The following is a 13,854-nucleotide window of genomic DNA, read 5'->3' as shown; positions in this document are numbered from 1 at the left end:
CGGTTATAGTTGCTCAGCTTGCCCCGGCCACGCCCGGGCTAGGGCGCGGGAGCGAGGCTACCTTAACCGGGGAAAGCCGCATTGATGGCATCCACGGATGCCTTGGCATCGCCGAGCAGCATATCGGTATTCTCATTAAAGAACAGCGGGTTTTGCACCCCGGCATAGCCGGCATTGCCCATGGACCGCTTGAATACGATCACCTTCTTGGCATCCCAGACATGCAGCACCGGCATACCCGCGATAGGCGAACCGGGCTCGGAAGCCGAAGGATTGACCGTGTCATTCGCCCCGATAACCAGCACGACATCGGTATCCGCGAAGGAATCGTTGATATCGTCCATTTCCTCCACGATGTCATAGGGGACTTTCGCTTCGGCCAGCAGCACGTTCATATGCCCGGGCAGGCGCCCTGCTACCGGATGGATAGCGAAACGTACCTCGGTTCCGTTCTCGCGCAGCTTCTTCGTCAGCTCCGCCACCGGATATTGGGCTTGGGCCACGGCCATACCGTAACCGGGAGCAATAATCACCGAGCTGGCGTCCGCGAGCTCTTGGGCCACCTCCGCCGCGGTGGTTTCCGTGTGGCTGCCATAGTCACGCGCCTCTCCGGTAACTGCGCCGTCGGACCCAAAACCGCCCAGGATCACCGAAATGAAAGAACGGTTCATGGCCTTGCACATGATGTAGGAGAGATACGCGCCCGAGGACCCCACCAGCGCTCCGGTGATGATGAGGAGGTCATTGCCGAGGGTGAAGCCAGCCATCGCTGCCGCCCAGCCCGAGTAGGAATTGAGCATTGATACGACGACGGGCATATCACCACCGCCGATCGCGAGCACCATATGTGCCCCGAGCAGCAGCGCAATAATCGTGATGAGGATGAGGGGAATGAGGCCGGCCCCTACCCCGCGGGTCCAGGCGAACCAGATAATAAGCCCCAGGCACGCCAGGATCGCCAGCAAATTGAGAAGATTACGGGCCGGGAGCACCAGCGGCTTGCCGGGAATCTTCCCCGCGAGTTTCAGGTAGGCGCATACCGATCCGGTGAAGGTGATCGCGCCGATGAACACAGCCAAGCCCACTTCGCCCATATGGAAGGCATTTGTGGGGGAGAAATCTTCCCCGGGTTGCTGGAGGAAAGAGTTGTAGCCCACCAGCACCGCTGCCGCGCCCACGAAAGAATGAAGCAGAGCGATGAGTTCGGGCATGCCCGTCATTTCCACGGTGCGGGCCCTCCAAATCCCGATGCCGCCGCCCACCACGAGGGCGAGCACGAGCACCAGCACAACAACAGTGGAAGAAGCCTCCGTGGGGAAAGCGAGAACCACGATAATGGTGGCGACCAGGGCCAACACCATTCCAATGGCGCCCAGAATATTACCTTTCGCGGCGGTTTCCTGTTTGGAAAGCCCGGCCAGAGCGAGAATGAAGAGCAGGGCCGCCACCAGGTAGGCGACAGTTTGCACGCTGAAAGCAACCTTGAGACCACCCAAGTTCGGGGTGGCAAGGGCAAGGACGTCGTTAATAGTAGTGAGCACGGCTTAGCTCCTCTTAAACATAGACAGCATGCGCGCAGTCACCAAGAATCCACCGAAAATATTGATGGAAGCGAGGGTGAGTGCAATAGCGGCAAGGATGGTCACGGCTAGATGTCCCGAACTGAGCTGGAGGATTGCCCCCACCACGATGATTCCGGAAATCGCGTTCGTTACGGACATGAGCGGTGTATGCAGCGCGTGCGTCACCGAGGTGATGACGTAGAAGCCCACCACGCAGGCCAGCATGAAGACGATGAAATGCGAAGTCATGCTCGGCGGGGCCGTGAAGAGAATCCACAGGGCTACCGCCGCTGCCAGCCCGGCCCACAGGTAGCGCAACGGGCTAGGGCGGGACGGTTCAGGGGCGGCCGGCGGTGCGGGAGGCGCTGGAGGCGCAGCCGGCGCGGCCGAGACCTTGATGGGCGGGGGCGGCCAGGCCACCGCTCCCCCGAGGGTGACCAGAATACCGCGCACAATATCATCCTCGGTATCCAGCACCAGCTGGCCGTCCTTACCCGGGGTGGTGAGTTTGAGGAAATTGACGAGGTTCTGCCCGAAAAGCTGCGAGGCTTGGCCGGGCAGGCGTAGGGCAAGATCTTCGTAGCCAATAATCGTGACGCCGTTCTCGGTGTGGACAACTTCTCCCGGGCGAGTACCGGCCACGTTTCCGCCGTTAGCCGCCGCCAAATCAACGATGACGCTGCCGGGTTTCATGGCGGCCACTGCCTCAGAGTCCAAGAGTAGCGGGGCCGGCTTGCCGGGGATGAGCGCCGTCGTAATTACAATATCCGCGGCGGCGGCTTCCCGGGCGTAGACAACCCCGGCGGCATTGGCCTGATCCGCGGTCATTTCGCGGGCGTAACCGTCCGCGGATTCCTGGCGCACCGGGATCTCCACGAATTCGGCACCCATGGACTGGACCTGTTCGGCCACATCGGCACGCACGTCTGTTGCTTTGACGATTGCGCCCATGGAATTGGCGGTGCCGACCGCGGCGAGCCCGGCGACGCCCGCTCCGATAACGTAGACAGTGGCCGGGGGAACTTTACCGGCAGCGGTGACCTGGCCGGTGAAAAGCCGCCCGAAGTGGGAGGCAGCTTCGATCACGGCTCGGTAGCCGGAAATATTGGCCATGGAGGAACGTACGTCCATGGACTGGGCGCGGGAAATACGCGGAATTGCGTCAAGCGCCAGGGCCGTGAGTTCGCGGCGCGAAAGTTCCTCGATAAGTTCGGGCGAGCCGGCCGGGTTCATGCGCGCAATGAGGGTGGCGCCGCGGCTCATGCGGTCAAGGTAGCTGACATCCGGGGCGTCGGTGGCTAAAACGATATCCGCAGCCCAGGCTTCTTGCGCGGAGACGAGGCGTGCCCCCGCGCTTTCGTACTGGCTATCGGGGTAGGACGAGGCCTCCCCCGCCCCTGTTTCCACCACGACCTCGTAGCCCAAAGCGATGAGCTTGGCCACGGTATCGGGGGTGCCCGCCACCAGGGGGTCACCCGGGCGGGTACTTTTAGGTATTCCAACAAGCATAAAGTGCTCCTCAGTACAGCACTGCCGTGCTGCGTTCTGCGTAGGCGGCGCTCCAGATACGCCATTGTCGCGCCGCCGCGGGACATCCCTTATTATTCCACGTTTCCCGAAAGGGCCTGAGCGCGCCGGAAAGGGTGAGACTGCACCAGCGTGAGGCTAGACGAGCTACTACCCCGCGTGCACCGGGCGCTACTGGAGGCACCGCGGCCTACCGACCGCGCCGGATACTACCTACCGCGCCGGGCGCGCCCGATAGCAATAATCGCGTGTTCCACGGCGTACTGCGGATCGCGAGAGGCACCCTTGACCTGTTCATCGGCGAGCGCCACCGCTCGGATGGCTTGCCCCAGCCCGGCATCGCTCCATCCGCGCGCTTCCCGGCGGGCCCGCTGCACCTGCCAGGGCGCCATTTTCAATTCCCGCTGGCTGATTCCCGGGGCCTGGACAATGGCGAGCTGGCGCAGTTTGGCCGCGAGCGCGGCCACGATAGGAACAGGGTTGACCCGGGTGGCGAAGGCGTGGCGGGCCAGCGCTAAAGCTTGGCCGGTGCGCCCGGCCAGGGCCGCGTCCGCGATCTCGAAGGGGGTTGCTTCATTACGCCCGGCGTAGAAATCCCGAATATGGTCTTCGGTGATCATCCCCTCCACGTCGGCAAGCAATTGGGCGGTGGCACTGAGCAGTTCGCGCAGGTCCTGCCCGAGTGCATCAACGAGTGCCCGCACCGCGCCGTCCGTGATTTTGCGCCCGGCGGCCCGCACATCCGCCGTCACCAAACGCGCTTTATCATCATCGCGTTTGATTTTTTCGATGCGGGCTACCTGCCAGCCCCCCGCAGCGATGGCGTCGATGAGTTTTTTGCCGCGAGTGCCTCCCCCGTGTTGGATAATCACGGGGATATCCGCGTTGGGTTGCTGGAGGTAGGCGAGCATCTCCGCGAGGAACGAGTCATTCATGTGTTCGGCGCCGGTGACGATGACGATGCGGTGGTCCCCGAAAAGTGAAGGTGAGGTGTGGAGGGCAAGGGAACCGCGCTCGTAGGACGCGGCGTCCAGACGCACAACCTGCACCTCGGGGTGTGCTTGGCGAGCGAGGCGCACGAGCCGAGCCCAGGCACGCTCGGCCAGCACCGGCTCTGCACCAATGATGAGAATGACCGGTTCTATGCGGAGGGCGTCGTACCCGACCGTGCGTTCTTTGGCTGCCATGGCTCCATTCTCTCATGTCATAACTCACCTGTTGTGCGGCAGGTGGCCGCACCGGTTCCGCGCACTTCGATACCAGCTCACCGTCCGCCCAGGCTATTGCCCCGCAGGTAAGGGTCGGATAGATGCGCGCGCCAGCATAGAGTTCGTAGACGCGCGCGGAGGGGTGCCCGTAACTGTTCTCCCCTACGGATATGAGGGCAATTGCGGGGTCAAGTTCACGTGCGAGGCGCTCGGATTGGTCCGCGCTTCCGTGATGGGCGACGACGGCGATATCGACCGGCCCAACCGCCCCCACGAGGCGTTCCTGGGCCGGGGCAGTCGCATCCCCGAGCACCACAATGCGCTGGGCGGCCTGGGTAGTGCCGCCGGGTAAGCTACTGCCGCTGGCCATGCTAGTGCCGCCGGCCGAGCTGTTATCTCCGGATCGGCGCGGGCTGTCGACACCTTCAGCGTCGAGGAGGACCACGAGGGAATCAGCATTAGCTTCCTCGGGAATGCTACGTGCGCCGGGCTGCGGGCTGAGAATCCGGGCGATGGGAACATCCTCTACCCGTAGGGTTGTTCCTGCAGCTACCACGCTGACCGGAATCGAGTGGGAATCGAGTAGCGCGAGTGCGGTACGGGACTGGGGCTTCGGGGCGGAATTTGGTGATATCCATACCGCGCTGATCGTGGTGGATTTGAGAACGTCACGTAATCCTTCCACGTGATCGGAGTGGAAATGGGAGAGGATGAGCAGATCAAGATGACTCACCTGAGCATCGCGCAAGCAGCGGGCAGCGGCCGGAGTACGAGGCCCAACATCGATCATCATTGTGTATCCGCGCACCCGGTAGAGGAAAGCCGATCCCTGACCCACATCGCATTGCACCGCCGTCCAGTTGGGAGGAATCGCGGCGCTCCCGGGCCATCGTGATAGCCCGAGGGCCGCGAGTGCGGCGAGAAGAATAAGAACTGCGCTCAGGCGAGGCACCACCAGGAGCGCGAGAACAGCACATATGTGACCGATTCCGGCAAGGAGGAGGGGAATTCCTGATCCGGGTAGAGAGGCAAGCAGGCGGGCTACCTGGTCAATCCACCACGTGGAGAGAGCGGCACAGGAGATGGCGAATCCAGCGAGCATCGGGAATAGCGGGGCGGTGAGCGCACTGACAAGTCCGAAAATGGTGAGCGGTGCGACCACGGGTGCCACGAGGGCATTGGCCGGGACCGCCCATAGCGACCCGGCTTCGGTAAAGAGGAGAAGCACGGGTAGGCAGGAAAGTTGGGCTACCAAAGGAATGGCGATGACCCGGGAGAGGGTGGCTGGGAAGAACCTGGTGAGGTATTCGGTGAGCCGGTATCCCCCGCAGATAATTCCGAGGGTGGCACTGGTGGAGAGCAGGAACCCGTAGCCGGTTGCGAGCCAGGGATCCATGAGGGCAGCGGCAATGCTCGCGCAGCTTAGCGCATTGATGGCTTGGCTCCGACGGTTCATTCCGAGCGCTGCCAGAACCACCAGCCCCATGAGTGCCGCGCGGATAACCGAGGGTGCGGGTCCCACCAGAATCACCAGTCCGCCTACACCAAGCGCTCCGGCGAGTGCGGTGCGTAGGGGCCGGGCCCGGCCGACCGCCATAATAATGATGCCGAGGACAAGGGAGACATGAGCCCCGGATACCGCAATGAGGTGGGTGAGGGCGGTTGTGCGCATGGCTTCTTCGAGTTCTGGGGAGACCCGGGTATCGTCGCCTAACGCTACCCCGGGGATGAGGCCGCGGGCGTGCTCAGGGCGTGCGGATAGCAGTGCGGCGAGCGCGGTATCGATGCGGTGGACGACGCGCGCGCTGAGTGCGCCACTTCCGCTTAGCTGGAGTGCGGGCCCGGACCAGCGGGCGCTTTCACGCCGCCCGTCCACCGCGGTGAGGCGGCCGCGGCCCATCACGTGTTGGCCGGCTAGTGCGGTGCAGGGAAGCTCTGCGCGGATGCGCGCACGCGAGCCCGCTTTGAGCTGCATCCCGTTCGGGCCCGCGGTGGTGATCATATTAGGACGCAGAAGCGCCGTGCATTTTCCTGCTCCCCACGGTGTGCTGGAGGGTTCCGGGCGGGTCGCGATAGCGGCTTCCAATTCCACGCTTGTGTTGACCACTGGGATATGTGCCGCGGATAGGGCGAGCAGCCCGGCGATGCTGGCAGCACTTCCTGTGCAGGCCACCGCGAGGATGCTCAACACCACCCCGTTTGCTTTCCCGCGCAGCTGCGGATGGGAGCGGGCGCGGCCGGCTACCGCCCAAGCTGCCGTGAGACACAGGCCAGCACCGAGAAATGCGAGATGCTCGTACCCATGCAGCGCCGCCCATGCCCCACCCAGGGCGGCACCGGCCGACGGCAGCAGGCGCATATCTTGACCGTGGCCCGCGTTCACGGATGCCGAGCCGCGCTGAATGCTACGAGTACGGGCACGAGTAGGGGTGCGGGTGCTGATACCGGTCATACGGTCACCAAGGCGGACAGCTTAGTGAATTTAGCTGGCCCAATACCGGGAACCTCGAGGAGATCCTCCGGGGAGGTGAAAGGACCGTTGTTTTCCCTCCAGCTGAGGATATCCCGGGCGGTGGCCGGGCCCACCCCAGGTAGGGTCTCTAAGTCACTGGCCGAGGCAGTATTGAGGTTAATGAGGGCACCGGAATTGCTTTTCGCGGATCCCCCACCCCCTCCACCGCCACCGCCCACTCCTCCAGCGCCGCCATTCTTTCCACCGCTACTGCCACCGCTCCCACCCGGGCTTGTGCTGCCACCCGATCCGGAAAGTGCTCGCGGTGCTTCACCGGGTGCGGGTATGTGGATGTGAGAGCCATCCGCCACGGGTTCGGCTAGATTGACCACGGCGCCGTCCGCATTCGGGGTGAGCCCGCCGGCTAATTCCACCAGGTCGTTAACCCGAGCTCCACCGGGAGCGCTATATACACCCGGGGTGACCACCTCACCAGAAATATAGGCGACGATGGTTGCGGGACCGGATTCTCCCGCGGTAGGGCTAACCGGCCCAGTTGTGCTGCCCACCACCCCACCTTGAGAAGGACCCGGCGAAGCCTGCGGATCGGAAGAAACCGCAGCCGGATCTTCCATGTTGGCAACCGAACTGGCCACACTGTTCCCCGGTGGCACCGCTGCGGGGCTGGCGGAAGTGGGACCACCTCCACGCCCGAGCCAGGCCAGCGCCCCAAGAATGAGGAGCCCGCCCAGCAGGGCAATAGCGAAGGCACCCAGTGCTCGAGGAGACCAGCGCCACCGTGATGCTTGCGCGGGGGTGGTGAGCACGGCGATATCTTCACCGGTACCAGCCCCAAGGGCAAGATCCGCGAAATCCCGTACCGCACTGTGGCCCTGCGGCCCACCCGCACTCGCCTCCATACCTGCCTCCGGTACCGGATCGGGATGGGGCAGGCTGAGGCGCGGGGCGGGGCGAGGTAATAAAGTAGTCATGGCCCCATCATGCTCACGCTCGCGCCCTCACGCCGGCACCGCCGCCCGCTTGGGGATAACACTGAAGTTTGACCAGCTGTGGATAGGTACCGCCACCGCCGCTCTACAATATGGGTATGAACGACGCCGATATTGCCCGCTTGCGCGCCGAAGCGGCCGAAGCCGCTGCCAAAGCTGCCCGCGCGGAAGCCGAACTCGCCCAGGCTCGCCTCGATGCCGCCCTCGCCGCCCAAACGTCACTCGCTTCAGAAGCCTCAACTGCCACCGACACTGCCACTGACACTCCACCCGCCACCGCAGCAGAGAAGCGCCCACCCGTGCAGCCGGCGGCGTCGTCGCCGGAGGACTTCCCGGAACAATCCCCGGAACCCAACAATGACGATTACGCGAGCGAGGTGGCTCGCAGCTACCAGATATCCGGACCGGCTCTCACCCTGGGCGCCTACCTGGACCCGGCCGGGAATCCGCGGCCCGATGTTCTGGTGCGGCTGCCTTTCGCGAGTTTCAACAGGCACGGCCTGGTATGCGGGGCAACCGGCACCGGGAAAACTCGTACCCTCCAGCTACTCGCCGAACAGCTAAGCGCGGCAGGCGTGGCCGTGTTCCTTACCGATATTAAGGGCGATCTTTCCGGATTATGCGAAGCAGGCACGGCATCCGATAAGCTCACAGCGCGCACCCGGGCTTTGGGGCAGGAGTGGGCGGGCGCCTCGTTCCCGCTGCATCTGTATTCCCTCACCGAAACAACCGGGGTGCCGCTGCGCTCCACGGTAGAAGATTTTGGTGCGTTGCTCCTGGCCCGGGCCCTCAAACTGAACGACACCCAGGAATCGGCGCTGGCCTTGGTTTTCGCGTGGGCGGAGAAAGAGAATCTGCGCCTGTACTCCCTTGAGGACCTGCGCGAGGTACTCCATTATTTGACCACGGATGGGAAGGCGGAGCTCTCCGGTATTGGCGGGGTATCTACCGCGACCGCCGGGGTGATTTTGCGCGAAGTATCTGCCCTGGCTGCGCAGGGTGGGGATATGTTCTTCCAGCGTCCCTCCTTTAGTCCGAGCGAACTCATTGCCCACGAAGATGAGCACGGTGTTATTTCCGCCCTGGAGCTTCCCGACGTGCGCGATATGCCCGAACTTTTCTCCACTTTCACCATGTGGGTGCTCAGCCGGCTCTTTTCCGACCTGCCCGAGGTAGGAGATACTCCCCTGCCCCGCCTGGTGTTCTTCTTCGACGAAGCGCATCTGCTGTTCTCGGGTGCGTCCCGGAATTTCGTGGACGAGGTTACCCGCGTGGTACGCCTCATCCGTTCGAAAGGCGTGGGGGTTTTCTTCGTAACTCAAACCCCGCAGGATATTCCGGAATCGGTACTCGCACAGCTGGGTACCCGCATACACCACGCCCTGCGCGCCCACACCCCCAAGGATGTCAAGGTTCTCAAGGAAACAGCGAAAACTTTCCCCTTCTCGCCCCTCGATATTGCGGCCGTACTGCCCGCGTTAGGGACCGGTGAAGCTCTGGTCACGGGTTTGGGCGACGACGGCGCCCCTACGGCAGTGGCCCCGACCCGGCTGTGGGCGCCGCGATCCGTCATGGGCCCAGCCACACCGGCAGTGCTGAGCACCGCCCTCGGCACAACACCCCGGCCTACTCTTCTTTCCGGGGAGGCAACGAGCGAGGGCGCGGCGCGTGGGGTTGCCGAGCGGCGCGCGCAACTGGAAGCTGCCGCGGTGGCCGCTAAAGAAGCTGAAGAACAGCGGCGGGCCGAGGAGGCCGCAGCGAAGAAAGCCGCCCGCGAGGCGGAGAAAAAGCTGGCGGCCGCCGAGCGTGAAGCCGAGCGGGCCGCCCAGCAGGCTCAGCGGAATGCCGAAAAGGCTGCCGAACGCCAGGCCCGGCGCCGCGATGCGGCCATCGATTCGGTGGTGCGCAGCGCCGGGAGGTCGCTCGGCCGCTCGATTATTAATTCGATTTTCGGACGACGGCGCTAGCGCCGGCTCCTCCTACTTGCGCGCGTACGAAGCGGACGTAGCCGGATAGCTCATAGTGACGGTGAGGCTGCGGGACTGGCCCGGGGCTAATGCCACGCGTCCCACTTGATCCGACCGATTAAAAGCATTGGGGAGGGCGGAAGCCGGGGCCACCAGGAGTGCTTCCCGGGCCCCGCGTTCCAGCGTATCCCCGGTCCATAGCCGCACATAGGGTGCCTCGCTCGGTTCCTGGGCGAGGATAATATCGCGTTCGCGGGCCGGATCGGTGAGGACGGTTGCCACGATGCCGTCGCTGGTGGGGACCAGCGAGGTGAAGGTGGAGTCGATACGGCTAGCTCCGAGCACCGGCCACTCGACCGGAGTGCTCACCCCGGTGAGTGCGGCATCTCCGGGAGCCGGAATCCCCTGGGCATCGGCCGCGATCTTGGTGCGAGCGCTGACCGTTGCCGACATTTTTGAAATGGAGGCGAGCTGCGGGAAACGCAAGTAACCGTTCCACGCCACCGCCACCGGGGCGCAGCTCTCACCCAGGTTCGTCACTTCCACGCTGACGGACAGATTATGGGTTCCCGCGCTGGAATCTCCCAGCGCGTAGACCACTTGAATTCCCACGGGCCAGGGGTACCCCGCGACCGCGGGAAGCTCCGCGCGCAAAATAAGCGCATCTGCGGAGCGTTCCCGCCGGAATTCACACGTGTGAACCCGTTGGCACCGACCGGTGGTATCAGCCTCCAGGTGGTAGCTCTGCCCGTCCCAGGTGTAGCACCCGCCGGCGAGGGGCCCCACCCAGGGAGCTTCGATGAGCCCACGTCCACCGGCTGCCTCCTCTAATTCGGCGGCACTGCGGTAGCCGGAGAACACCTCACCGTCAGGATCCCAGGAGAGGAGAGTAGCCCCGCGCGCAGCTACGAGGGCGCTGGCTCCGCCAGGTGCGCTGAGAAGCCACGCCGGGTTACCGTCAAAGTCGTGCGCCGTGATTCGCATACGTGCCACGATATTCCTCCTTAATCCCGCGGGTTCCTCCCCTTGGATGAGTGCCTGAGATCCGGGCGATGAGCCTGGCGCCGCGCCCGGACCACCTCAGCGCTCGATAGTTGACTGCGTTCCGTTTTAGGGAACGATATTGATGAGTCCGGGGGCGCGCACAATAATTTTGCGCGGTTCGCCGTCCAGGAAGGCCTGCACCCGTTCTTCGGCCAGGGCTCGGGCAGTTAGATCCGCATCGGAAATATCCTGGGGGACCTCCAGGCGGGCCCGGACTTTACCTTTAACCTGCACCACGCAGGTGACGGTGTCATCCACGAGGAGCGATGTGTCGCTGACCTGCGGGAAACTAGCGCGTGCCACCAGGCCCGGCTGCTCCAAACGTGCCCAGAGTTCTTCGGCAATATGGGGTGCGACCGGGGCCACCATGGCCACGATAGCGCAGGCAGCTTCCCGCGGCACCGCTTCCAGCCCGGTGAGGTGGTTATTGAGCACGATGAGCTTCGAGATCGCGGTATTGATACGCATATGGTCGTAATCATCCGCAACTCCCGCGATGGTGCGGGCTAGGAGCTTGGCGGTTTCGGTATCGGGGGCGGCTTCGCTGACCGTCACCTCACCGGTGCGTTCATCAACGATATTGCGCCACAGCCGCTGCAAGAAGCGCTGCGAACCCACCACCGCGCGGGTATCCCAGGGGCGGGAAACATCGAGGGGGCCCATGGACATTTCGTAGACGCGGAAGGTATCCGCGCCGTACTGATCGGCCATATCATCGGGCGTGATGATGTTCTTGAGGGATTTGCCCATCTTCCCGTATTCCCGGTTGACTTTCTCCCCCTGGTAGTAGAAAACCGTTTCACCGTTTTCTTCGCGTTCTTCTACCTCATCGGCCGGTACATAGGCTCCGCGGGCATCGGTATAGGCGTAGGCCTGCACGTAGCCCTGGTTGAAGAGCTTGTGGAAAGGCTCCGAGGAGGAAACGTAGCCCAGGTCAAAGAGGACCTTGTGCCAGAAACGCGCGTAAAGCAGGTGGAGCACCGCATGTTCGACACCGCCCACGTACAAATCCACCCCGCCGGAAGTATTACCGGCCTCGGGACGCGGGCCCATCCAGTAGGCTTCGTTTTCCGGGGCGCAGAAGCTATCTGAATTGGTGGGATCCACGTAGCGCAATTCGTACCAGCACGATCCTGCCCACTGCGGCATGGTATTGGTTTCGCGGCGATACTTCTTGAGACCATCGCCCAGGTCAAGCTCCACATTCACCCATTCCGGGTTACGTTCCAGCGGAGGTTGGGGCAGCGAATCTGCGTCGTCGGCATCATAAGAGGCCGGCGAGAAGTCCTCCATTTCGGGCAGCTCCAAGGGAAGCATCGATTCGGGTAGCGCGTGCGCAATCCCCTCCTCGTCCCAAACGATCGGGAAGGGCTCACCCCAGTAGCGCTGGCGGGAGAAAAGCCAGTCGTGCAGACGGTAGGTGACGGTGGCGGTTCCGGCCCCGCGTTCTTCCAGCCAGGCGATGATCGCGGCCATGGATTCCGTTTTGCTCATGCCGTTGAGGGAGATCTCCTCATTGGCGGAATCAACGAGGATGCCGTCCCCGGTGTAGGCGCCTTCCTCCAAATTCGGGCCGTACGGGTCCTCCGCCGGGCCAATGGTGCGGATGACGTCCAGATTGTATTCACGCGCGAAAGCCCAGTCACGATCATCATGGGCAGGAACTGCCATAATCGCGCCGGTTCCGTAACCGACCAGCACATAATCCGCCACGAATACCGGAACTTTGGCGCCATTGACCGGGTTGATTCCGAAGAGCCCGGAGAAAACGCCGGTCTTTTCGTGGGTATCCGAAGTGCGTTCCATATCCGATTTCGCGGCGGCACGAGCCCGGTAGGCCGCTACTGCTTCGCGTGGAGTGGCGTATCCGCCGGTCCATTCTGCACGGGTGCCTTCCGGCCAGCTTTCGGGAACCAGCAGGGCCTGAGCATCAGCTTCCGTGCCGGGCTCGGTCCCGCCCAGTGCGGCGTGCTCAGGGGCAACGGCCATGAAGCTGGCCCCGAAGAGGGTATCGGGCCGGGTGGTGTAAACATCGAGGACCCGTCCGGAACCGTCAGAAAGCTCGAAACGAACCGTGGCACCGTGGGAGCGCCCGATCCAGTTCTGCTGCATGGCCCGCACTTTATCCGGCCAGTCGATAGTGTCCAGGTCACTAACGAGGCGATCCGCGTAGGCGGTAATCCGCATCATCCACTGGGCGAGATTGCGCCGGAAGACTGGGAAATTACCGCGTTCGGAGCGCCCTTCCGCGGTCACTTCTTCATTGGCGAGCACCGTTCCCAAGCCCGGACACCAATTAACGGGTGCTTCCTTGATATAAACCAGGCGGTATTCGCTGAGTGCCTCCGCCTTTTCTTTCTTGGAGAGTTGCTCCCAGGGCCGGCCATCCGGAGTGGCCTTTTCCCCGTTAGCAAATTTCGCTTCGAGTTCCTCAATAGGCCGGGCCGCCCCATTTCCGCGCCCGTCCCGGCGCGGGTAATCCGGGTCAAACCAGGAATTGAACACCTTCGTGAAAATCCATTGGGTCCACTTCACATAATCAATATCAGTGGTGGAGAAAGCCCGGCGTGAATCGTGGGAAAGCCCGAGGCGATGCAGCTGGGCGGCCATATTGGCAATATTTTCCGCGGTGGTAATGGCCGGGTGCTTGCCGTTTTGCACCGCGAACTGTTCGGCGGGAAGTCCGAAGGCGTCATAGCCCATGGTGTAGAGGACGTTCTCACCCTTCATGCGGTGGTAGCGGGCCACGGTATCCGTGGCGATATACCCGAGCGGATGGCCCACGTGCAGGCCGCGCCCGGAGGGATAGGGGAACATGTCCTGGATGAAGAACTTCGGAGCCGAGGTATCACCCGCGAGATCCCCAACCGGGTTCGCGGCGTAGAAGGCACCTTCCTCTTCCCAGCGTTCCTGCCAGTGGGCTTCGATCTCATTAGCCAGGTCCGCGGTGTAGCGGAACTGGGTCATATCCTCAGCGCTCAAGGGTACTCCTTTTCGACGGTCGACTTCGGTCAATTGTAGCTCTCTCCCCCGATAAATCTCAGGTCGTCCACAGCCGCGAGGCTGCGCTGGCGGCCACGTGCC

Annotated in this window: 7 protein-coding genes and 1 pseudogene; 1 reads left to right on the top strand and 7 read right to left on the bottom strand. The window is 63.2% G+C overall.

Going from position 1 to position 13,854, the window contains the following annotated elements:
• Positions 1–62: 62 nt before the first annotated feature.
• The 5 genes and pseudogenes from pntB to AC5RK6_RS08410 form a co-directional block, all read right to left on the bottom strand.
• Positions 63–1,541 carry a Re/Si-specific NAD(P)(+) transhydrogenase subunit beta gene (pntB, locus tag AC5RK6_RS08430; protein ID WP_375712888.1) on the bottom strand — a complete coding sequence of 493 codons (1,479 nt, stop codon included), beginning with the start codon at positions 1,539–1,541 and terminating at the stop codon, positions 63–65.
• Positions 1,542–1,544: 3 nt separating this feature from the next.
• The gene (locus AC5RK6_RS08425) at positions 1,545–3,071 is read right to left on the bottom strand and encodes a Re/Si-specific NAD(P)(+) transhydrogenase subunit alpha (RefSeq protein WP_435730910.1); all 1,527 of its coding nucleotides are present in this window, start codon (positions 3,069–3,071) and stop codon (positions 1,545–1,547) included.
• 227 nt (positions 3,072–3,298) lie between these two features.
• The gene (holA, locus tag AC5RK6_RS08420; RefSeq protein WP_435730908.1) at positions 3,299–4,276 is read right to left on the bottom strand and encodes a DNA polymerase III subunit delta; all 978 of its coding nucleotides are present in this window, start codon (positions 4,274–4,276) and stop codon (positions 3,299–3,301) included.
• Between the two features lie 640 nt (positions 4,277–4,916).
• A pseudogene (locus tag AC5RK6_RS08415) lies at positions 4,917–6,197 on the bottom strand (ComEC/Rec2 family competence protein); the annotation flags it as partial.
• A 548-nt stretch (positions 6,198–6,745) separates the two neighbouring features.
• A complete protein-coding gene (locus AC5RK6_RS08410; RefSeq protein ID WP_435730906.1) occupies positions 6,746–7,741 on the bottom strand; it encodes a ComEA family DNA-binding protein in 996 nt (331 codons plus the stop codon).
• A 116-nt stretch (positions 7,742–7,857) separates the two neighbouring features.
• Between AC5RK6_RS08410 and AC5RK6_RS08405 the strand changes: the two genes are divergently transcribed.
• Entirely contained in the window at positions 7,858–9,726 is a 1,869-nt protein-coding gene (locus AC5RK6_RS08405; RefSeq protein WP_435730904.1) for a helicase HerA-like domain-containing protein, read from the top strand.
• Between the two features lie 12 nt (positions 9,727–9,738).
• Here the strand turns inward: AC5RK6_RS08405 and AC5RK6_RS08400 are convergent, their stop codons facing one another.
• A complete protein-coding gene (locus AC5RK6_RS08400; protein ID WP_435730922.1) occupies positions 9,739–10,710 on the bottom strand; it encodes an aldose 1-epimerase in 972 nt (323 codons plus the stop codon).
• A gap of 126 nt (positions 10,711–10,836) precedes the next feature.
• Positions 10,837–13,737: a leucine--tRNA ligase gene (locus tag AC5RK6_RS08395; RefSeq protein ID WP_435730921.1), complete on the bottom strand. Its 2,901-nt coding sequence runs from the start codon at positions 13,735–13,737 to the stop codon at positions 10,837–10,839.
• Between the last annotated feature and the right edge of the window lie 117 nt (positions 13,738–13,854).

Source organism: Actinotignum sp. usb-actsch-213 (assembly GCF_059085665.1).
The sequence above is the reverse complement of the archived record's forward strand: the minus strand, read 5'-3'. Positions and strand labels throughout refer to the sequence as shown.

Bases quoted from the DNA above. Each gene is read 5' to 3' on its own strand.
- AC5RK6_RS08425 (WP_435730910.1), bottom strand. From the start codon at position 3,071: ATGCTTGTTGGAATACCTAAAAGTACCCGCCCGGGTGACCCCCTGGTG.
- holA (WP_435730908.1), bottom strand. From the start codon at position 4,276: ATGGCAGCCAAAGAACGCACGGTCGGGTACGACGCCCTCCGCATAGAA.
- AC5RK6_RS08410 (WP_435730906.1), bottom strand. From the start codon at position 7,741: ATGACTACTTTATTACCTCGCCCCGCCCCGCGCCTCAGCCTGCCCCAT.
- AC5RK6_RS08405 (WP_435730904.1), top strand. From the start codon at position 7,858: ATGAACGACGCCGATATTGCCCGCTTGCGCGCCGAAGCGGCCGAAGCC.
- AC5RK6_RS08400 (WP_435730922.1), bottom strand. From the start codon at position 10,710: ATGCGAATCACGGCGCACGACTTTGACGGTAACCCGGCGTGGCTTCTC.
- AC5RK6_RS08395 (WP_435730921.1), bottom strand. From the start codon at position 13,737: ATGACCCAGTTCCGCTACACCGCGGACCTGGCTAATGAGATCGAAGCC.